Genomic DNA, 21,600 nt, shown 5'->3' with positions numbered 1-21,600 from the left:
TCCCACCTGAAAAATGTGTGGGCCTGACTAGAGTTGAACTAGTGACCTCACGCTTATCAGGCGTGCGCTCTAACCACCTGAGCTACAGGCCCCAAAGAACAAAATTTGAAAAACGTGTGCATAGCCGCCGTACCGTGATACCAAGGCTCGCGCCTCGTTCCAGTGTATGCCACCGTGATGGCAATTCTGGTAGAGACTCCATAGAAAGGAGGTGATCCAGCCGCACCTTCCGATACGGCTACCTTGTTACGACTTAGCCCCAGTCACTGGTCTTACCTTAGACGTCTGCCTCCTTGCGGTTGGCACAACGGTTTCGGGTACTCCCAGCTTCCATGGCTTGACGGGCGGTGTGTACAAGGCCCGGGAACGTATTCACCGCGCCGTGCTGATGCGCGATTACTAGCAATTCCAGCTTCATGGAGTCGAGTTGCAGACTCCAATCCGAACTGAGACCACTTTTTTGGGATTAGCTTCACCTCGCGGTTTTGCGACCCATTGTAGTGGCCATTGTAGCACGTGTGTGGCCCTGGGTGTAAGGGCCATGAGGACTTGACGTCATCCCCGCCTTCCTCACTACTTGCGTAGGCAGTCCACTTAGAGTGCCCAGCTTGACCTGATGGCAACTAAGTGTAGGGGTTGCGCTCGTTGCGGGACTTAACCCAACACCTCACGGCACGAGCTGACGACAGCCATGCAGCACCTGTACCAGTGTGTATTGCTACAAAGCCGACTTTCATCGGATGTCACTGGCCTTTCAAACCCAGGTAAGGTTCTTCGCGTTGCATCGAATTGAACCACATGCTCCACTGCTTGTGCGGGCCCCCGTCAATTCCTTTGAGTTTCAACCTTGCGATCGTACTCCCCAGGTGGGGTACTTAATGCGTTAGCTTTGGCACTGAACCTTGCGGCCCAGCACCTAGTACCCATCGTTTAAGGCGTGGACTACCAGGGTATCTAATCCTGTTTGCTCCCCACGCTTTCGCGCATCAGTGTCAGTTACGGACCAGGAGACCGCCTTCGCTACCGGTGTTCTTCATGATATCTACACATTTCACCGCTACACCATGAATTCCATCTCCCTCTGCCGCACTCAAGATCCCCAGTATCGAAGGCAATTCTGCAGTTAAGCTGCAGGCTTTCACCACCGACTTAGGAATCCACCTACACGCCCTTTACACCCAGTAATTCCGGACAACGCTCGGATCCTACGTATTACCGCGGCTGCTGGCACGTAGTTAGCCGATCCTTATTCGCAGGGTACGGTCAATCCCGCGTATAGCGAGACGTTCATCCCCTGCAAAAGAGGTTTACATCCTAACGGACTTCATCCCTCACGCGGCGTCGCTGCGTCAGCCTTTCGGCCATTGCGCAATATTCCTCACTGCTGCCTCCCGTAGGAGTCTGGACCGTGTCTCAGTTCCAGTGTGGCTGATCATCCTCTCAGACCAGCTACCCATCGCAGGCTTGGTAGGCCGTTACCCTACCAACTACCTAATGGGACGCAGGCCCATCCATCGGCACCCTTGCGGGCTTTTCAAGAACACCACCATGTGATGACGTCTCAACATCGGGTATTAGTCCAGCTTTCGCTGAATTATCCCCGTCCTATGGGCAGGTTACCTACGCGTTACTCACCCGTGCGCCAGTGTACTCAGGATATTGCTACCCTTTTCCCCTTGACTTGCATGTGTTAGGCACGCCGCCAGCGTTCGTCCTGAGCCAGGATCAAACTCTCCGTTGTAAGTTTTCATTACTTCGTCGAGTGATCACTTGACGTCACACTCCGCATTGCTGCGAAATGGATCGCCAAGGTCGAGCTCTCAGTATCATTGACTTAGGCTATGCACACTGTTTTTCAAAGAACAACAAGCTCTTAATGACGCTTCCGCATTCTGGGCGGGCTTTAAATATACTGCTTTTATTTCCGGAAGTCAAGTACCCGAGGGAACTTCGACAACTTTATTTTCAGCAGCCTTACTGCAGCCTACCCTGCGACCCTGTCTGAAGGGACTCTAACATACGAAGTTAGATCCTGAATGTCAACCTCAACGACAAAAAAAATCGAAAATTCTTCAACGCAATCCCCACCCCTGCATCACCTCCCGCTGCACTTCATCCGTCAACTGATAATGCACCGGCGTCACCGATATGTATCCCGCCTGGATCGCCAACTGGTCCGTCTCCGGATCCGTGTCCGTCACATCCATCGTCCCCGTCAACCAGAAATACTCCCGACCCGCAGGATCCTTCCTCCTGTCAAACGTGTCCGCCCACGATGAGATCCCCTGCTTCGTGATCTTCACCCCCTTGATCTCCGACTCCGCGAGCGCCGGCACGTTCACATTCAACAACGTCCCCGCCGGCAATCCCCTCTGCATCACCTCCAACGCCAGCTTCTTCGCGAACCGCGCCGCAACCCCGAAATCACACTCGGCATACGTCGTCAACGACATCGCGATCGACGGGATCCCTAACACCGTCCCCTCCGTCGCCGCCGATACCGTCCCCGAATAAATGATGTTGATCGCCGTGTTCGACCCGTGATTGATCCCCGAAACACACAGGTCCACCGGCTCTTCCAATAAACACTTCACACCTAACTTCACCGCATCCGCCGGAGTCCCTTTCACCGCATACCCGAAGAACACTCCATCCTTCCTGTACTCCACCACCCGCAACGGCGATTGCATGGTGATCGCATGACCCACCGCACTCTGCTGACGGTCCGGCGCGATCACCGTGACCTTCGCGATGCTCTTCAACTCCTGCGCCAGCGCGTAGATCCCCGGCGCATCGATCCCATCATCATTACACACAAGTATATGCATGGCCTTCATCGTCTGTTCATCTCATCATGAACCGCTCCCACTTCTGCGGCCCGCTTCAGTAACTCTCTTCACGCCGCGGGAATTCCCCACCCTTGACGTCCGCGATGTACCGCCGGAACGCCACCCGCATCCCCTCCGCCATCTCCCCGTACCTCCGCACAAACCGCGGCTTGAATTCCTCCGTCAACCCCAACATGTCATACACCACCAGCACCTGACCGTCACACCCCGCCCCCGCCCCGATCCCGATCGTCGGCACCGGTACCTCGGCCGTCACCCGCCGCGCCAACTCCGACGGGATCTTCTCCAACACGATCGAGAACGCCCCGGCCTCGGCCAGCGTCTTCGCATCCGCAATGAGCTCGGCCGCCTCCGCCTCCTCCGTCGCCCGCACCTCGTACGTCCCGAACTTGTTGATGGCCTGCGGCGTCAGCCCCAGATGCCCCATCACCGGGATCCCGATCCTCACCAGATGCCGCACGATCTCGGCGATGTGTGCACCCCCCTCGAGCTTCACCGCCCCCACCCCCACCTCCTTCATGACCCGCCCGCAGTTCCGCACGGCATCGTCCACGCTCGTCTGATACGACATGAACGGCATGTCCACGACGATGAGCGCGTTCTTGACGGCACGCTTGACCGCCTTCGCATGATAGATCATGTCGTCGACGGTGACGGGCAATGTGGTCTCATGCCCCTGGACCACGTTCCCCAGCGAGTCCCCCACCAGAATGATGTCGATCCCGACCTGATCCAGCAACCGCGCGATCAGGAAATCATACCCCGTGAGCGCGGTGATCTTCTCCCCGGTCTTCTTCATGTTCATCACCGAACGGGTCGTCACGACACGGGGACGATGATCCGCTTGTGCTGTGCTCATGGTAGCCTCCAAGTAAAAGCAATGCAGATATCAGATATCTGAATTCGGATATCTGAATTGAATGCCCCACGCCTCTTCAAATCCTTGACGAATGCACTCCTTCAGCCGCTCCCTGTCGACCGGCCTCCCCGTGATCTCCGCAAGGTCAACGGTCTTGTCCCTCATCTCGCGCTCGATGCGCTCGCGGACAGCCTCACTCCCGATCCTCAGATACTCCGCCAGCCTCCGGTGCGCAGGCCCGCACAGGATCGATCCGTGCTGCAACACCACGTCGCGCTCCCCATCCGCATACCGGCGCTGCGCACTCCCCACCAGCTTCCTCCCCTCCCACTCGATCTCATACCGCGCCGAACTCGTGAAACACGGGATCGACGACTGGTCGCGATAGGCAGTGCCGAAGTCCGGTTGCGATCTCTGCAGGCTGACCTCCACGCCATACAGCGCCAGCCCCCTCACAAGGGCCTCACTGATGGCGTTATAGACCTGAAGGATGCTCCGGCGGCCGGAGAACATGACCACACAATAGGTGAGTTCATCATGATGCAGGATCGCACGCCCGCCGGTCGGCCGGCGCACCAGATCGATCCCATCCCCCCGGAGCCGCTCCTGGTCGATCGTGGATGCATCCTGATGGTGCCCCAGGGAGATCGCCGGCGGCTCCCATCCGTACAGCCGCAACACCTGCACGCCGTCGTCATCCTGGTTCTGCAGGGCGCGCGCAAGCGCTTCATCACGCTCCATATTGAAGACTCCGGCGCGGGGGCCGGAGTCCTCGTATATCCACTTATGGGCAGGCATGCACCATCAACTGCGGAGCCGGGGAGCCCCGACGATACCGCGCTTGCTCCCCTTGATGAATGATACCATGTGCTGGACCTCCGGGAACGCCATGAGCGTTGCGTCGGCCTCAATTGCTGCGATCGCCTGCGAGACGTTCATCTTCGCCCGGTACAGCATGGTGTAGGCCTTGTCCAACCCCTCCAGCGTCTCACGCGAGAACCCGCGCCGGCGCAGGCCGACCGCATTGAGGCCTTCAAACACCAGCGGTGCACCGCCGACCAACGAATACGGGGGCACATCCTTGGCGACACGCAGCCCACCACCCACCATACTGTGACAGCCGATGCGCGTGAACTGATGCACCGGCGTGACGCCGCCGATGATCACGTTGTCCTCCACCTCGGTGTGGCCTGCAAGCATGGCCGCGTTGGACATGATGACATTGTTCCCGACGATGCAGTCATGCGCAATGTGCACATACCCCATCAGGAAGCAGTTGGTCCCTATCACCGTCTTCCCGCCTTCTCCCGTCCCCCGGTGCAGCGTTGCGTATTCGCGTACCGTGGTGCCTTCCCCGACCTCGCAGGTGGTCGGCTCGCCGGCATACTTGAGGTCCTGCGGCGCATGGCCGACCACGGCCCCATGATGGATGATGCAATTCTTCGCGATGCGCGCCCCCGTGGCGATGAGGGCATGGGGTGCGACGGACGTCCCGTCGCCGATGACCGCGCCATCCTCAACAACGGCGAACGGGCCGATGGTGACGTTGTCGCCGATCTGTGCTTTCGCACTGACGGCTGCGCGGGGGTCGATGGAGGTGCTCATGATACCGCCGTGTTATGATTTCTGGGGTTGGGTCGGGACACGGTCAATGATGGATGCCATCAGGTCCGCCTCAGCGACCAACTGGCCGTCCACGTACGCTTTGCCACTCATCGTGCAGATCTTGCTCTTCCGGTTGACCATCTTCAGATCGAACACGAGCTGATCACCGGGGACGACCGGCCTGCGGAACTTGGCGTTGTTGATCGACATGAAGAACACCAGTTTGTCGCCGGGATTCTCCACGCCGTTCAGGAGCATGATGCCTCCGGTCTGCGCCATGGCCTCGATGATGAGCACGCCGGGCATCACCGGCTGGCCGGGGAAGTGCCCTTCAAAGAACGGCTCGTTGGTGGTGACGTTCTTCACGCCCACCACGCTCTCATCGATCTTGAAATCGGTGATCTTGTCGATCAGCAGGAAGGGGTAGCGGTGCGGAAGGATCTTCTTGATGGCGTTGATGTCGAACACCACGCCTTCCTTCCGCTCGTGCTGATATTTCTTGACAAGCTTTTTCTGCTGGTACAACTTCCGGATCAGGCGGGCAAATTCGATGTTGCTGGCATGGCCGGGACGCGCGGCGAGGATCTGCGCCTTGAGCGGCACGCCGATGAGGGCAAGATCGCCCATCAGGTCGAGCAGTTTATGACGCGCCGGCTCGTTCTTGAAATGCAGCGACTTGTTGTTCAGCACGCCGTTGTTCCCGAGGATCACCGACCCCTTGATCCCCAGCTTCGTGGTGATGCGGCCGATCTCCTCGTCGTTCAGATCGCGGTCCACGATCACGATGGCGTTGTCCAGGTTCCCGCCCTTGATGAGCCCCTGGTTGTGCAGCATCTCCACCTCGTGCAGGAAGCAGAACGTGCGGCATGGCGCGAACTCGGTGACGAATTCCTTCTCCAGGTTGAACAGCCCGGTGTGCTGGCTGCCGAGGGCCGGATTGAAGTAGTCCACCATCACCGTCAGCCGGTAGTCGTCGAGCGGGAGGGCGACGATGTCGACCTTCTTGTCCTCATTGTGGTACGTCACGGTCTGATCGATGATCAGATAGTCCTTGGGCGCGCTCTGCTTCTCCACCCCCGCCGTGAGCAACGCTTCCACATACGGTTTTGCGCTGCCATCGCCGATCGGCGGCTCGTTGGCATCGATGTCGATGAGCACGTTGTCGATCTGCAGGCCGACCAGCGCTGCCATGACATGTTCCACCGTGTGGACGCGCGCATCACCGATGCCGATCGTCGTGCCGCGGGAGATGTCCACGACGTGGTCGACATCCGCCGGGATCTCCGGCGTACCGCCCATGTCGATGCGCCGGAACCGGATACCGGTATTCTCGGGGGCGGGACGGAAGGTCATGGTGGCAATGCTGCCGGTATGGAGGCCGACCCCGCTCAGGGAGACGGGCTCTTTGATGGTGTGCTGTTGAACGAGCATAGGGTCCGGTGGTGTTGAGTTGGAGTTGGAATTCTACAAACGACCCGGTACCTGGATCAGGCGCCGGGGTCAGGGGTCGGCGGTTCCAGCTTCTCCAGACGCTTCTGGAGATCCCGCACCGTTGCCAGCAGGTCGGGCAACTGCGGGAAGGAACCGTAGATCCGCATGGCTTCGCGCTGCGGGTAGGCAGGCGTGCCGAAATAGGTGGCGCCGGGTTTGGTCAGCGCGCGGTGGACACCGGACTGGGCGCCGACCTTCACGCCGTCCGCGATCTCGATGTGGCCGGTGAAGCCGACCTGCCCGGCGACCATCATGTTCTTGCCGAGCTTGGTGCTGCCCGAGATGCCGCTCTGGGCGGCCATCACGGTATTCTCGCCGATGACGACGTTATGGGCGACCTGGATGAGGTTGTCGAGCTTGACACCCTTCTTGATCCGGGTCTCGCCGAGCGTCGCCCGGTCGATGGTCGTACACGCCCCGATCTCGACGTCGTCCTCGAGCACCACGATCCCCATCTGCGGGATCTTCTCGTAGGAGCCGTCCGGCTTCGGGGCAAAGCCAAATCCGTCGCTGCCGATCACCGCGCCGGGCTGGACGATGCAACGGTTGCCGATGATGCACCCTTCGCGCACGGAGACATTCGCGTACAGCAGACAATCGTCTCCGATCCGCACGCCGTCGCCGAGCACGGTACACGGTGCCACGATGCTCCGCTCGCCGATCACGACGCGTTCGCCGACCACCGCATGGGCTCCGATACGCACATCGGCACCGAGACGTGCCGATGATGCGATGACCGCTGTCGGGTGGACCCCCGGGGGAACGGGAGGCTGGGGAGGATTGAACCGGGCAAGGACCCGGACGAATCCCACGTACGGGTCACTGACCCTCAGGAGCGTCAGCGGTGGTGCATCGGCCGGGCGGTCTTCCACCGCCATACCGGTGCCGACGATGACCGCGCTGGCGCGGGTGAGCCCGAGGTACTTCGCATACTTCGGATTGGCAAGGAACGTCAGGTCGCCCGTCCCCGCCTCCTCGATCTTTGCCACACGCCGGATCTCAACGGTGCCGTCACCCTCTACCGTTGCACCCAGCAGTGCCGCGATCTCGCTGATGGTCATGGAGGTCCTCCGGTCATTTACCGAACGACTGCATCCGTGAGATCACCAGCGAGGTCAGGTCGCGCTTGTCGTTCGCGTACAGCAGCAGGATCTCGCCGCTCCGGTCGAAGATGTAATCGTACCCATCGTCGCGCGCGATCTCCTCCAGCACTTTGAAGATCTTGTTCTGAATGGGTTTCATCACCTCGTTCTGCTTCTGAAAAAGCTCGCCGTTCTGGCCGAACTTCTTCGTGCGGTAGTCGGCGATGGCCTGATCCAGGTCCCGCAGTTCCTTTTCAGCATCAGCCCGCACCTGGTCGGTGAGGATCAGCTTCTTCTTGTCGTAGTCGTCGAACTTCCGTTTCCATTCCGCCTGCATCTTCTGCAGCTCGGCCTCCCACTGTGCCACGAGCGCGTCCAGCGACTTCTGCGCATCGATGGCCTCGGGGAGGGCCTGCATGATGGCCTCGGAGTTGATGTGGCCGATCTTGGACTGGGCGTGCGCCGCGGCCGCGGCCAGCACGAGGACGAGAACCAGGATGATCCGCTTCATAGTGCCATCTCCCTCTGTGGTCCGCAAGGACAGATCACTTACCGCGCTTCAGCCGATCGATGACCTTGAACGTGATGTCGTGTGCCGGATCGCCGTAGAGCAGGATCTGGATCGATTCCGTCTTGTCGAACACGAAGCTGTACTTCTCTTCCTTCGCCACCGTGGTGATGGCGCCCCGGATGCGGTCGCGCAGCGGTGCGAGCAGCTTCTCGGTCTCGCGGGCGAGTTCGCCATCGTTCCCCAGCTTCAGCTGGCGGTACTCATTCATGCGGCGTTCGAGATCGATCAGCTTCTGCTGTTCGGCCTTCTTCGCGGCCTCGTTGAGGAGCGCTTCGCGCTTCTGATAGTCTTCGTAGCGCGCCTGGAGTTCACGCTGCATGGTCTCGAGCGAATCCTGGATCGGCTTGCCGAGCGCATCGATGCGGCGCTGGGCATCCTGTGCCGCCGGAAGTTCCTGGAAGATCTTCGTCGAGTTCACGTAGCCGATCTTCTGCTGCTGGGCGAAGGCCGCGGGAACAAGCATCAGGGCCGAGAGTGCGATGGTGAGAAGGAACATCCGAGTTTTCATTACTGCCTCACAGTGATTGAATGAAGGGATCAGGTACGATACACCCATGCCGGACGCTGCTAGAACCCGCGCCCGAAGACAAAATGAAACTTCCACCCGTCGGGCTTGCCGTCGCGCGGATTCACATCATCAAAGCCATAGCCATAATCAAAACCGATCATGCCGATCGGATTGATCGTGATGCGGGCGCCGACACCGGCAGACCGCTTCAGATCGAAGAAGTCGGCACGCGCCAGACTCTCGTACACATTACCGCCCTCGAGGAACGAGACGAGGTAGATCGGGATCGGGTTGATGGACACCGCATAGCGCATCTCCAGGGTCTGCTTCGCCATCGCCTTGCCACCCACGATGTCGGTGTTCGAGTTCCGGGGTCCCACGGACTGGTCATCGTACCCGCGCAACGGCGTGGTGGAGATGTAGCCGAGGCCGGTCCCCCCCATGAAGAAGAGGTCCACCGGCTGCACATAGTCGTCACCCGAGAACGACCCGATGTACCCGTAGGTCGACGAAAGATACAGCGCCAGCTTCTGCGAACCGAAGAGCGGCAGATACCATTCCGACGAGAAGAGCCACTTGTGGAAATTCAAATTCCCGGGGAGCAGCGGCCCGCCGGACATCTGGACCGAGAACGACACGCTGGATCCCGATGTCGGGAAGATCGGGTTGTCGATGCTGTTGCGCGAGATCACCTGCGTGAGGCTGACCTGGGTCGACTTCCCTTCACGGTAGATGCCGAGGCCGTCGCGCACATTGTTCACCTGCGCATCGATCATCCAGTCGCCACGGAAGTAATCGTCAGGCCACTTGAACCGGCGGCCGACGCGGACGGACCCGCCCGTCCGCTCGTAGTCGAACGTGTAGATCTGTCGCGAATCGAACAGGGTCACGCCGAGCAACGTCGAGGTGTCGAACAACCACGGCTCGGTGAAGCCCAGGGTGAAGGTCCGGTACCGCGACCCCTCGCCGAACATCCATTCAAAATTCAGGACCTGCCCCGCGCCGCCCGAGAACGGTTCGCGGATCGAGAAGTTGTTGATGGTGAACCCGAGCGCGCCGGTCACGCCGTAGTAGCCGCTGTACCCGACCGAGGCATTGATGTTGTCGCTCGATTTTTCTTCGACCTCAAAGTCAGGTCCACGCTCCGGTCATCCGTCAGCTGATAATCCGGTTTGATCTTCTCTGGATTGAAATAATTGAGCTGGGCAAGCTGGCGGATGCTGCGCACGATCGCGGAACGGCTGAAGTAATCACCCGGACGGCTGTAGAGCTCGCGCCGGATGACCTTCTCCTGGGTCTTCGTGTTCCCTTTGATGCTGACGTGTCCGATCTTGAACTGATTCATCTCGTACACGTTGATCGCGATATCGACGCTGTCTTCGCCGACCCGGGTCTCCTTCGGATCGAGATTGAAGCGGAGATAGCCGTTGTCCAGGTAGAGCGCCGCAACGTCCGACTGTTCCTCATTGCCGCGAAGGTTCTGTTCGAACCGCTCGGAATTGTACACTTCGCCGGGGAGGATCTGCAGGCGCTCGTTCAACACCCAGTCCGGATAGACCGTATTGCCTTCCCAGGTGATCGTGCGGATATGATACTGCGGCCCCTCATGCACGCGCATCAGGATGTACATCGTCTCCTTGTCGGGCCCGTACCACAGGGAATCCGAAAGGATCTGCGCATCACGATAACCGTTCTTCCGGTAGAACGCGATGACCTTCGCCTTGTCTTCGTCGTATTTCTTGCGGTCGAATTTGGCCGAGGACCAGAATTTCCACCACCGCCGCTCGGAGGTCTCATCCATGGCACCCTGCAATTTCGCGGCCTCGAAGGCCCGATTGCCTTCGAACGCGATGCTCTCGACCTGGACCTCAGAACCTTCCACGACATGCAGAGAGACGGTCTGACGCGACGAATTCGAGTCGGACCGCGCTGCGGTCACGGTGACCTGTGCCAGCAGATACCCTTCCTTCTCATACAGCTTGAGGACATCACGCTCGATCTTCTTCAGCTCGTGCGGCGAAAGGACCTGTCCGCGGATGAGCGTGATCGCTTTGTTGATGTCATCATTGTCGAGCTCATCATTCCCTTCGACAATGAGCTTGTCGAACCGCGGGAACTCCTTGACCGTGATGAGGAGATACACGCCATCCCCCATGCGCCGGTCGATGGCGATGTCGACGGTCTCGAACAGGTGGAGGGACCACAGTTTGCGCACCGCCGCACCGGCCTGGTCGCCGGGCACAGCGATCTCATCCCCGACCTTCAGCCCGGAGTTCGCAATGATGGCTGCAGGGTCGGCAAAGGTATTCCCTTCCACGGAGATACCGAGGACCTTGAGCACTTCCCGGGAGGGGGCTTGTTGAGCAAACACGTGGAGCGGAGCGGACAGAAGGATTCCGGCAACCAACAGCACCAGCACACGCTTCATCATATCACGGCCCTGCAACGCTCTTGAGGATTCGTTTGATGGCCGGGTCCTGGTTCTGAGGATCCTGCACTTGTTCGCTGACCATACCGAACCGGCGTTCACGGTTCTGGTAGGCATCGATCGCTGCGTAAAGATCATTTCTTCGGAAGACCGGCCAGTATCCGGGTGTTATGTAGAGTTCGGTGTACGCGAGTTGCCAGAGGAGGAAGTTGCTCAACCGCAACTCGCCGCTGGTCCGGATCAACAGGTCCGGGTCCGGGGTGTCCGCTGTCGCGAGATAGCGGGTGATGCTTTGTTCGGTGATCTCATCCGGGCGGACGGAGCCTGCCTGAACTTCGCGCGCGATGGCGCGAACCGCCTGCGTGATCTCCCACCGGCCGCTGTAGCTCAAGGCCAGGGTAAGGGTTAGACCCGTGTTCTGTGCCGTCCGTTGCACGGCATCATCCAATTCCGCCTGAACCTCCCTCGGCATCGCCTCGCTGTCGCCGATCGTCCGCAACCGCACATTATTACGGTGCAACCGATCGGTCTCATCGCGCAATGCGGTCAGCAACAACCGCATGAGCAGCGAAACCTCATCCTGCGGGCGTTTCCAATTCTCCGTCGAGAAGGCGTAGAGCGTGAGATACTGTACTCCCAGCTGGCCGCAGGCCTCGACGCAGTCCCGCACAGACTCGACGCCTTCGCGGTGACCGGCGATGCGGGGCAGGCCGCGCTGTTTCGCCCAGCGCCCGTTCCCGTCCATGATGACGGCGATGTGCTTCGGGATCTCTCCCGCTGCGCGTAGTCGTACCTGTTCACGCAGATCGGCGCCGCTCGCTTCCCGCGGACCTCGTGCCAATGGAAATAGTTCTCCCGATAAAATGACCAAACCCCGCCGGGAGGTACCACGACGGGAAAGAAAATCTAACGGTTTTTCCCCCGAAAGTCAAATTTGACTTTCCCCCCTGTTTCCGGTATATTTTTCCACACTTTCACCTCTTGAGGAGCAGTATGGCAGGCCTTCCGAACATGGCGGGGATGATGAAGCAGATCCAGAAGATGCAGGAGAAGATGGCACAGGTGCAGGAGGAACTGGAACACAAGACGGTGGTCGGCGAGGCGGGCGGAGGGTATGGTCAAGGCCACAGCCAACGGCAAGCAGCGGTTGACTGCCCTATCAATAGAGAAGGAAGTGGTCGTCCCGGATGACAAGGAGATGCTCGAAGACCTGGTCCTGGCCGCCGTCAACAAAGCCCTTGAGGAATCGCAGCAGCTCGCCGCCAGTGAGATGGCGAAGGTCACGAATGGGATGATGCCGAATATCCCCGGACTGAACCTCCCCGGCCTCTGAGAAGAGACCTCTACCTCTCGCCAGGGCGCTAAGGCGCAGTTCATTGGCTCTTTTCCAAAAGAGCAGCCCCTCTCGTAAGGGCGCCAGTGTGCTGTGTTCGTGCCCCTGTATCTGCATGTTCGTTGAGCGCCTTTAGAGAAACACGTTGTCTGGCGCTGAGCGCCTTTGCTGAGAGAACCGGGGCTTCAGCCCGGCGTTCTTCGTCCTTCTCTTGGTCTCAAGAGCCATCAACCTCGATACATAATGATCTATACGTCTGAAGCTCTCCAGCAACTCGTCGAAGAATTTGCCGGACTCCCTGGCATCGGCCGGAAGACCGCCCTCCGCCTCGCCCTGCACATTCTCAAGCAGCCCCGGGAAGACGTGGTCAAGATGGCACGCGCACTCGTGAACGTGAAGGACAGGATCAGCTGGTGCTCGGTCTGCTCCAACATCACCGAGACCGACCCCTGCGTGATCTGCTCCAGCCCGAAACGTGACCCCGGTATCATCTGCGTCGTGGAAGAACCCAGCGATGTGCTCGCACTCGAAAAGACCAATGATTTCAAGGGTCTCTATCACGTCCTCGGCGGCGCACTCTCCCCGCTGGACGGCATCGGGCCGGAAGAATTGAAGGTCGGCGAACTCCTGAAACGGCTCCCGGGCGAGGTCACCGAAGTGATCCTCGCACTGAACCCCAACGTGGAGGGCGAAGCCACGACCATGTACCTGACCCGGCTGCTCAAACCGCTCGGTGTCCAGGTATCGCGCCTCGCACGCGGACTCCCCGTCGGCGGCAACCTGGAATTCACGGACGAAGCAACGCTGTCGCGGGCACTCGAAGGAAGGATCACCCTGTGAGACGCCACCTTCCCGGTGCGTGGATCTCTGCGATCATTCCGTTGCTGCTCCTTGCCGGTACGGCCGGATGCGGCCTCTTTGAACCGCGCGACCCGGAGGATCCGAGCCAATCGTCGCTGAACTACCGCCCGCCCACCGAGCCGGCGATTGTGATCGCGAATCTCCAGAGCGCGGTGGACCAGCGGAACCAGGCGAATTACATCAGCTGCTTCAGCGATGCCGCCCGCGGCGCACAGCCCTTCGTCTTCATCCCATCCGCCGATGCGGCAGCCGCCTACGGCGGCACTCTGGCATTCTGGTCCCTCGACGATGAACGGTCGTATTTTCAGAACCTGATCGCGCGCAGCAGCCAGCAGGCCTATGCCTCGCTCACCCTGACGCTCAAGACCACGACCGTGACGTCGGACTCGGTGATCTCGGCCTACGATTATGTGCTGGTGTTCGAACACAATGAAGCAGCGTTCCCCCGCACTGCGCGGGGAAGCCTGCAATTCACCTTCCGCGAAGACGCGAGCAACTTCTGGGCGATCCAGCGATGGGTGGACTTCAAGACCACGAACGACGTGTCGTGGAGCGACTTCAAAGGGAAGTTCAGCAACTGACACGCTTACCTCTCGCCCGGGCGCTACGTCGCCAAACGGAGAGGTAGTGTACGCATTGGCGCCGGCGCCTGACGCAGAGCGTGGAAACGCCTCGCGAGATCATCGTTGCTTGTCATCATGCTCGGACTGACCGCCGTCTCGTGCATCAATCCGTTCGCACCGGGGTGGGACCTCTCACCGGCGGAGTCCACATGCGACCCGAACACGATCGAGGGGATCTTCCAGTGTTTCCAGGCCTCGTACACCTTCCGGGATACCACCGTGTACGGACAGCTCCTGGCCCATGATTTCGTGTTCATCTACCGGAACTACGACCTCGGCATCGATGTGACCTGGGGGCGTGACGACGAGATGCGGTCCACCTACGGGCTCTTCCGGAATGCACAGAAACTGGACCTCATCTGGAACAACATCATCTCCACCTCCGCGGAATCCACGAACGTGAACGTGATCCGCAGCTTCAATCTCACGCTCGTCTTCAATCCAAGCGACATCGAGCGCATCGATGGACTGGCGAACCTGACACTCCAGCGGAACCGCGTCACGGATCCCTGGCGTATCGTCCGGTGGCGCGATGAATCCAATTTCTGAGGAGGCGCACGCATGAGTCTTTCTTATACGCTCCGCGAAAGCATGTCGGGGTTCCGCCGGACGAAGCTCTCCAGCCTCCTGTCGATCATCACCATCGCGATCTCCCTCCTCCTCCTCGGCGTGTTCGCCGTGCTGACCATCCACGCGACACGCTTCATCGACGAGATACGCGCCCGCGTGGAACTCGAAGTATTCCTGGAAGAACCCATCACGCGCCACGACATCGATAGCCTGCGGGCGGTCATCACCGGCATCGACGGCGTGGGGTCCGTCGTGTACGTCTCCAAAGCCGATGCCGCAGCGATCTTCAAGAAGGAATTCGGCGAAGACATCATGAGCGTGCTGGACTTCAACCCCCTCCCGCCGTCGTACAAGATCGGATTGGCGGATGGGTACCGTACGGCGGCCCATGCGGAACGGCTGGAGCGCCGGCTCGCCAGCCTCACGGGCGTGGAGAGCGTGAAATACCGGAAGGAATTCCTCGAGATCATCGACGAGCGTGCGCGCATCGTCCACAATATCTCGCTCGGCCTGGGCGTGCTCGTCGGACTCTCGGCGATCGTGCTCGTCTCCAACACGATCCGCCTCGCGATCTCGGCGAAACGGCAGATCATCCGCACGATGGAGCTCGTCGGCGCCACGCGCATGTTCATCCGGACGCCGTTCCTGCTCGAAGGCATCATGCAGGGGCTCCTCGGCGGAGCGCTGGCGGCCGGGATCCTGTACCTCCTGCTTGCCTATGCTGTGCGGATCATTTCACCGGACCTTCCCGGACTCCTGCGCATCGAGAATGTGTATTATGCCGCGGTGGTCGTTGCCGGTGGCCTCCTCGGTTGGATCGGGAGCAGCATCTCGGTCATGCGGTTCATCCGTCCGCAGGGACGCTGAGGCACCTTTGTGGTTGCACTAGGAAAGGATGTTTCGTAGATTCACGTCATGCGGCGTGAAGCAGGCCGGTCCCACCGGTCCAGCATCTCCTTGAGGTCTTTCCCGTTCTTCACCCTCACCGACGTTCCTTGCATTCACTCATAGCTGAGAGCGGTTTCTATGAGCAAACCTGTTGCGTTCCTTTCGTCCTCCGTGGGCCGGAAAATGCTGATGGCATTGTCGGGCCTCTTCCTGTGCAGCTTCCTCCTCGTCCATCTGTACATCAATCTGTTCCTGTTCAAACAGGACAACGGCGCGGAGTTCGAGATGTATGGCCATTTCATGGCGACCTATCCCCTGGTCCGGCCTCTGGAGATCGTCCTGTTCGCGGGATTCCTGCTCCACGCCTTCATCGGGATCTGGCTCTGGATCATGAACCGCCGCGCCCGGCCCGTCAGGTACAAGGTGTCGAAGGCAGGCGAGAACAGCACCCTCTCCTCCCGGATCATGTGGGCCACAGGCACGATCGTGGGGATCTTCCTGGTCATCCACATCAACGGGTTCTTCGTCCAGTCGCGCTTCATCACTCCAGGACGCCCGATGTACGAGATCGTTCGCGAGGCGTTCATGAACCCCTGGCTCGATGCGTTCTACATCATCGCGCTTGGGTTCCTCGCGTATCATCTGAAGCACGGCTTTCAGTCAGCGTTCCAGACCTTCGGTCTCCGGCACTCCCGGTATGAACGCCTGATCGAGTTCGTCGGCATGCTGTTCTGGCTGCTCGTCCCGCTCGGGTTCGCCGCCATGCCGTTGTATTTCCTCTGGGCTTACTAAGGGATCACCGCCATGACACTCGATGCAAAGATTCCATCCGGTCCGATCGAAAAGAAGTGGGATGCGCACCGGTTCAACATGAAGCTGGTGAACCCTGCGAACAAGCGGAAGTACACCATCATCGTGGTCGGGACCGGCCTGGCGGGCGCCTCTGCCGCTGCCTCCCTGGCCGAACTCGGCTACAATGTCATCTCGCTGTGCTACCATGAATCCCCCCGCCGCGCCCATAGCATCGCGGCCCAGGGAGGCATCAACGCACCGAAGAACTACACGAACGACGGCGACAGCGTGTACCGCCTGTTCTACGACACCGTCAAAGGCGGCGACTACCGCGCCCGCGAAGCCAACGTGTACCGTCTGGCCCAGGTCAGCGGCAACGTCATCGACCAGTGCGTTGCCCAGGGCGTGCCGTTCGGCCGCGAATACGGCGGGATGCTGGACAACCGCTCCTTCGGCGGCGCACAGGTGTCGCGTACGTTCTACGCCCGCGGGCAAACGGGACAGCAGTTGCTGCTCGGCGCATACTCCGCCCTCGCGCGCCAGATCAATACGGGGAAGGTGAAGTACTACGCCCGCCGCGATATGCTGGATGTCATCATCGCCGACGGCCAGGCACGCGGTATCGTGGCCCGCAATCTCGTCACCGGAGAACTCGAGACCTACCTCGGGAACGCGGTGGTGCTCGCCACAGGCGGCTACGGCAACGTGTTCTACCTCTCCACGAATGCCAAGGCCAGCAACGCAACGGCCATCTGGCGCGCATACAAACGCGGTGCGCTCTTCGCCAATCCCTGCTTCACACAGATCCATCCCACCTGCATCCCGCAGGCCGGCGATTTCCAGTCCAAGCTCACCCTGATGAGCGAGAGCCTCCGGAATGACGGCCGCATCTGGGTGCCGAAGAAGAAGGGCGACACGCGCAACCCGGCGGACATCCCCGAGGACGAGCGCGACTATTACCTCGAACGCCTGTACCCGTCGTTCGGCAACCTGGTGCCCCGCGATGTGGCATCACGTCGCGCGAAGGACATGTGCGACAAGGGCTACGGCGTCGGGCCCACAAAGCTTGCGGTCTATCTGGACTTCGCCGATGCCATCAAGCGCACCAGCAAGGAATCCATCGCCGAGAAGTACGGCAACCTCTTCGACATGTATCACGAGATCACGGCCGAGGATCCGTACAAGACCCCGATGCGCATCTACCCCGCCGTGCACTACACCATGGGCGGGCTCTGGGTGGACTACAATCTCATGAGCAATGTCCCCGGTCTCTATGTCATCGGTGAAGCGAACTTCTCGGACCACGGCGCGAACCGCCTCGGTGCGAGCGCGCTGATGCAGGGACTCGCTGACGGCTACTTCATCCTCCCGTACACGATCGGCGATTACCTGGCCACCACGCAGTTCAAGGCGGTGCCGGATGCCCATCCCGCCGTGGCGGAGGCACGGGGAGCGACACAGGACCGGATCGCCAGGCTCCTGGCGATCAAGGGCAAGCGCACGCCGGACGATTTCCACAAGGCGCTGGGCCAGATCATGTGGAACAATGTCGGTATGGGACGGAACGAGAAAGGACTGCAGGAGGCGATGAAACAGATCGCCGCCCTGCGTGAGGAGTTCTGGAAGGATGTGAACGTGGTCGGGACTGCCGGCGACCTGAACGCCGAACTCGAACGTGCCGGACGTATCGCGGACTTCCTCGAACTCGGAGAGTTGCTTGCACGCGACGCGCATTACCGGGAAGAATCCTGCGGCGGCCACTTCCGCGAGGAACACCAGACCGACGAGGGCGAGGCGCAGCGCAACGACAAGAAGTTCTCGTACGTTGCAGCGTGGGAACACGCCGGCGACGGCAAGGAACCCAAACTCCACAAGGAGCAGCTCGAATTCGAATACGTGAAACCTTCCCAGAGGAGCTACAAGTAATGAACTTCACGCTGAAGATCTGGCGCCAGAAGAACCCGACCGAGAAGGGGAAGCTGGTCACGTACGCGGTCACCAACATCCCCCCGGATGCCTCCTTCCTGGAGGTGCTCGATGTCCTGAATACCGACCTCGTCCGCAAAGGCGAAGAACCGGTCGCCTTCGACCACGATTGCCGTGAAGGCATCTGCGGCAGCTGTGGCATCATGATCGAAGGGCGTGCGCACGGGCCGAACCGGAAGGCAGCGACCTGCGAATTGCGCATGCGCAGTTTCCCCGACGGCGACACCCTGACGGTGGAACCGTGGCGCGCACGCCCCTTCCCGGTGATCAAGGACCTTGTCGTGGACCGCACCGCGTTCGACCGCATCATGCAGGCCGGCGGCTACGTCTCGGTGAAGACCGGCCAGGCCCCCGACGCCAACGCGATCCCCGTCCCCAAGCACCATGCCGAAGAAGCCATGGATGCCGCAGCATGCATCGGGTGCGGCGCGTGCGTCGCAACATGCCCGAATGGCTCCGCCATGCTGTTCGTCGCCGCAAAGGTCTCCCAGTTCGCGCTGTTGCCGCAGGGACACGCCGAGCGGAAGGAACGCGTGGAACGTATGCTGGCGCAAATGGACAAAGAAGGCTTCGGCGCCTGCTCCAACACGTATGCGTGCGAGGCAGAATGTCCGAAACAGATCTCGGTGGAACATATTGCACGGTTGAACCGGGAATTCGTACGGGCGAAAGCGCTCTAAGTGCTCCTGCATCCCAACGACATACGACTCCTTCTTGAAAAGACCCGCTCCCGGGGCGCTGTGGCGTTCAGCGGGCTCCTCCGCGGCGGTGCCAGCCGCACCGAGGCCGTGTGGGATCAGACCGACACGTATCCGCGCCAGTGGACATCCATTCCGCTGATCCAGGAGAGGCTGCGGACCATGATCACCGGTTCGCCGTCAAAGAATATCGCTTCGTACGTGCGCGAACGGTACAGTACGCCGGACGCGCGGTGGCACGCCCTCTCACCCGGCTGCGGCACGGGCAGGAAGGAACTCGCGTGGGTCGCGGCCGGCGGCATCGCACTCCTGGAAGGGTACGACATCTCGAAGAAACGGATCGCCGAGGCAGAGCGGCTCGCAGCGTCAGCGGGAATGACCTCTTCGACGGCGTTCACTGCCGCCGATGTGCGGACGCTGGATCTCCCTGTTGCCTCCTTCGACCTCGTGATCCTCGATGATGCGCTTCACCATATCGCACCTCTCGGGCCCTTCATCAAGAAGATCCATTCCTGGCTCAGGCCCGGCGGTATCCTTGTCGTGAATGAATTCGTCGGGCCATCGCGGTTCCAATGGACCGACAGGCAGATCGAACTTGCCAACCGTTTGCTGGATGGCATGCCTGCACGCCTGAAAGTGCGGCCCGACGGAACACCACGTCCGCCCGTGTACCGCCCGGGCACGCTCGCCATGAGGGTGTTCGATCCATCCGAAGCCGTGGATTCCTCCGCGATCATCCCCCTGGTGCACGAGCACTTCGACATCGTCGAGGAGAAGATGTGCGGGGGAGCACTCATGCACCTCGTCTTCAAGGACATCGCGCATCACTTTCTCCATCCGGATGATGCAGCCCTCGCGGTGCTCAACACATGTCTCGCCACCGAGGAAGAAGAAATGAAGGCCGGCCGCATCGCAAGCGACTTCGCCTTCATCGCTGCACGGCCGCGATCACGCTGACGGGGCGCAGGTGAACAGGACCGGCCTCGCTCTCCTTCTTCTGCTCGTCATCCTCACACGCATTCCTTTCATCACCGCAGGCTATGGTACCGATCCCGACGCGTGGCGTGTCGCGGAGACTGCACTCCGTGTGTGGCACACGGGGATCTATGAACCATCCCGGCTCCCCGGGTACCCGCTTCATGAGATCGTCAACGCCCCGCTGACCGGGATGGGCGGTTCGTTGCTCTCCAACTCCGCCACCCTGCTCGTTGCACTCCTGGTGCTGATCCTCTGGAACCACATCGCACTCCGCGAGGCGCGTCACCCCGCCCTGCTCGTCGCCATTCTCGCGTTCACGCCGCTGTTCTGGAAGAACTCCGCGGTCACGATGGACTACGTCTGGTCGTTGCTGTTCATCCTGCTGGCCTTCCAGGCGTCCACGGAACGGCGAGCGTTGATGGCGGGCGTGTTCATCGGCGTGGCCGCCGGCTTCCGTCCGGGCAACGCCATCGCAGGCGCGGCATGCATGATCCCCTTCCTTGCCGGTCCGCGCCCCGTGCGCTCGATCTTCGTAATGGTCACGGCCGCGTGTGCGGTGACCGCGGCGGCGTTCGTTCCCGTCCTCCTCTCCATGGGAGTGAGCGGGTGGCTCTCCGCCACGTCCGCCCAGTTGGCAGCTGTACGGGCGAGCCAGACGTCCGGCATCGCAGCGGCCCTCTACCGCGGCACGTACGCCTTCGGGCCTCTTGCCGTGGCGTTCATTGCCATCGCGTTGTCCTCCGCCATGCGGACGATCCGCACGATCGAGTTCAGGAGGGAGCCCACAGTCACTGTTGCGATCGCCATCGTGCTGCTGTTTGCGGCGACGTTCCTCTGGTTGCCGATGGAGCGCGAGTACCTCCTCCCCGTCCTGCCCTTCCTCCTCCTCGCGCTCGACCGCGTCTGCACCCGCCGGCAGGTCCTCATCGCGGGCGCCCTCCTTGTCAGCTTTGCCTTCGTGAATCCGGATGTCGTTTCCCATGAGGGGATGACGGGGCACTACCAACCCGGCATGCGCCCCGGCATGGTCCTCGAGGACCTGGCAAAGTCGCACGCCCGGGAAGCACAACGTGCGGTCATCCTCTCCGCCCGTGCTTCGCACCCCACGCTCATCATCACCGGCTTCCCCGAACCCTACTGGTTCGCGGATGGCCAGATCGAACGCATTCCGTCCGATCTCCACGAGCAGCTCTTCAGGAACCGTGTCCCGGGGTCACCCTTCCACATCTATGCCCTTTCACAGCCCGAACTCTCGATCGCCCGGTCACAGGGCTATCATATCGCCGTTCTTCGGGGCTCGGAGCGTCTGGTGGAGCAGATCGGCGGGTTTTCCATCGCTGCCGAAGGCATCACCATCGTGCCCCCCCTGCCTTGAATGGCAGGGAAAATCATCGTAGTTTATACTTATAGTGGCTATGCGGGTGCCCCTGCAACCGACCGCCATGGGTGTCCGGACTACGGATGTACGGTGCAGAGGT

18 protein-coding genes, 1 tRNA gene, 1 rRNA gene and 2 pseudogenes are annotated in these 21,600 nt (G+C 60.6%); 10 read left to right on the top strand and 12 right to left on the bottom strand.

The features are described 5' to 3' along the window. Window positions 1–18: 18 nt before the first annotated feature. The 12 genes and pseudogenes from IPI01_04145 to IPI01_04090 form a co-directional block, all read right to left on the bottom strand. A tRNA-Ile gene (locus IPI01_04145) sits at window positions 19–92 on the bottom strand. Window positions 93–204: 112 nt separating this feature from the next. Then, a 16S ribosomal RNA gene (locus IPI01_04140) occupies window positions 205–1,741 on the bottom strand. 331 nt (window positions 1,742–2,072) lie between these two features. After that, window positions 2,073–2,828, bottom strand: coding sequence for a 5'/3'-nucleotidase SurE (gene surE / locus IPI01_04135; protein ID MBK7256996.1), 756 nt, complete (start codon window positions 2,826–2,828; stop codon window positions 2,073–2,075). A 55-nt stretch (window positions 2,829–2,883) separates the two neighbouring features. Further along, window positions 2,884–3,708, bottom strand: a complete 825-nt coding sequence (panB, locus tag IPI01_04130) for a 3-methyl-2-oxobutanoate hydroxymethyltransferase (GenBank protein ID MBK7256995.1) — start codon at window positions 3,706–3,708, stop codon at window positions 2,884–2,886. A 30-nt stretch (window positions 3,709–3,738) separates the two neighbouring features. After that, window positions 3,739–4,449 (bottom strand): lipoate--protein ligase family protein, encoded by a 711-nt coding sequence (locus IPI01_04125; protein MBK7256994.1) that lies wholly within the window; start codon window positions 4,447–4,449, stop codon window positions 3,739–3,741. 63 nt (window positions 4,450–4,512) lie between these two features. Beyond that, window positions 4,513–5,313 (bottom strand): acyl-ACP--UDP-N-acetylglucosamine O-acyltransferase, encoded by an 801-nt coding sequence (gene lpxA, locus IPI01_04120; protein ID MBK7256993.1) that lies wholly within the window; start codon window positions 5,311–5,313, stop codon window positions 4,513–4,515. A 12-nt stretch (window positions 5,314–5,325) separates the two neighbouring features. Beyond that, window positions 5,326–6,744: a bifunctional UDP-3-O-[3-hydroxymyristoyl] N-acetylglucosamine deacetylase/3-hydroxyacyl-ACP dehydratase gene (locus IPI01_04115; GenBank protein ID MBK7256992.1), complete on the bottom strand. Its 1,419-nt coding sequence runs from the start codon at window positions 6,742–6,744 to the stop codon at window positions 5,326–5,328. A gap of 56 nt (window positions 6,745–6,800) precedes the next feature. Beyond that, window positions 6,801–7,865: a UDP-3-O-(3-hydroxymyristoyl)glucosamine N-acyltransferase gene (lpxD, locus tag IPI01_04110; protein MBK7256991.1), complete on the bottom strand. Its 1,065-nt coding sequence runs from the start codon at window positions 7,863–7,865 to the stop codon at window positions 6,801–6,803. A 13-nt stretch (window positions 7,866–7,878) separates the two neighbouring features. Beyond that, window positions 7,879–8,397 carry an OmpH family outer membrane protein gene (locus IPI01_04105; protein MBK7256990.1) on the bottom strand — a complete coding sequence of 173 codons (519 nt, stop codon included), beginning with the start codon at window positions 8,395–8,397 and terminating at the stop codon, window positions 7,879–7,881. Window positions 8,398–8,431: 34 nt separating this feature from the next. After that, on the bottom strand, window positions 8,432–8,965 hold the full coding sequence (locus IPI01_04100; GenBank protein ID MBK7256989.1) for an OmpH family outer membrane protein: 534 nt from the start codon (window positions 8,963–8,965) through the stop codon (window positions 8,432–8,434). A 59-nt stretch (window positions 8,966–9,024) separates the two neighbouring features. Further along, window positions 9,025–11,393: pseudogene (bamA, locus tag IPI01_04095) on the bottom strand (outer membrane protein assembly factor BamA). A gap of 4 nt (window positions 11,394–11,397) precedes the next feature. After that, the gene (locus IPI01_04090; GenBank protein ID MBK7256988.1) at window positions 11,398–12,138 is read right to left on the bottom strand and encodes an isoprenyl transferase; all 741 of its coding nucleotides are present in this window, start codon (window positions 12,136–12,138) and stop codon (window positions 11,398–11,400) included. Window positions 12,139–12,386: 248 nt separating this feature from the next. Between IPI01_04090 and IPI01_04085 the strand changes: the two are divergent. From IPI01_04085 to IPI01_04040, 10 genes and pseudogenes are all read left to right on the top strand, one after another. Continuing rightward, a pseudogene (locus IPI01_04085) lies at window positions 12,387–12,726 on the top strand (YbaB/EbfC family nucleoid-associated protein). Window positions 12,727–12,972: 246 nt separating this feature from the next. Beyond that, window positions 12,973–13,566 carry a recombination protein RecR gene (gene recR, locus IPI01_04080; GenBank protein ID MBK7256987.1) on the top strand — a complete coding sequence of 198 codons (594 nt, stop codon included), beginning with the start codon at window positions 12,973–12,975 and terminating at the stop codon, window positions 13,564–13,566. Then, window positions 13,563–14,168: a hypothetical protein gene (locus IPI01_04075; GenBank protein ID MBK7256986.1), complete on the top strand. Its 606-nt coding sequence runs from the start codon at window positions 13,563–13,565 to the stop codon at window positions 14,166–14,168. Before recR ends, IPI01_04075 begins: the two co-directional genes overlap by 4 nt. Before the next feature lie 105 nt (window positions 14,169–14,273). Next, entirely contained in the window at window positions 14,274–14,759 is a 486-nt protein-coding gene (locus tag IPI01_04070; protein MBK7256985.1) for a hypothetical protein, read from the top strand. A gap of 12 nt (window positions 14,760–14,771) precedes the next feature. Beyond that, on the top strand, window positions 14,772–15,647 hold the full coding sequence (locus IPI01_04065) for an ABC transporter permease (GenBank protein MBK7256984.1): 876 nt from the start codon (window positions 14,772–14,774) through the stop codon (window positions 15,645–15,647). A gap of 159 nt (window positions 15,648–15,806) precedes the next feature. After that, window positions 15,807–16,460: a succinate dehydrogenase cytochrome b subunit gene (locus tag IPI01_04060; protein ID MBK7256983.1), complete on the top strand. Its 654-nt coding sequence runs from the start codon at window positions 15,807–15,809 to the stop codon at window positions 16,458–16,460. Window positions 16,461–16,472: 12 nt separating this feature from the next. Next, window positions 16,473–18,386, top strand: coding sequence for a fumarate reductase/succinate dehydrogenase flavoprotein subunit (locus IPI01_04055; GenBank protein MBK7256982.1), 1,914 nt, complete (start codon window positions 16,473–16,475; stop codon window positions 18,384–18,386). Beyond that, entirely contained in the window at window positions 18,386–19,126 is a 741-nt protein-coding gene (locus IPI01_04050) for a succinate dehydrogenase/fumarate reductase iron-sulfur subunit (protein ID MBK7256981.1), read from the top strand. The genes IPI01_04055 and IPI01_04050 overlap by 1 nt, the downstream gene beginning before the upstream one ends. Then, the gene (locus tag IPI01_04045) at window positions 19,127–20,101 is read left to right on the top strand and encodes a class I SAM-dependent methyltransferase (GenBank protein MBK7256980.1); all 975 of its coding nucleotides are present in this window, start codon (window positions 19,127–19,129) and stop codon (window positions 20,099–20,101) included. Between the two features lie 10 nt (window positions 20,102–20,111). Next, entirely contained in the window at window positions 20,112–21,497 is a 1,386-nt protein-coding gene (locus IPI01_04040) for a DUF2029 domain-containing protein (protein MBK7256979.1), read from the top strand. Window positions 21,498–21,600: the final 103 nt, after the last annotated feature.

The sequence above is a fragment of the Ignavibacteriota bacterium genome (genome assembly GCA_016707525.1).
GTDB lineage: Bacteria > Bacteroidota > Ignavibacteria > UBA10030 > UBA6906 > JAGDMK01.
Note: the sequence above shows the minus strand (reverse complement) of the source record. Positions and strands in the feature narration are given on the sequence as shown.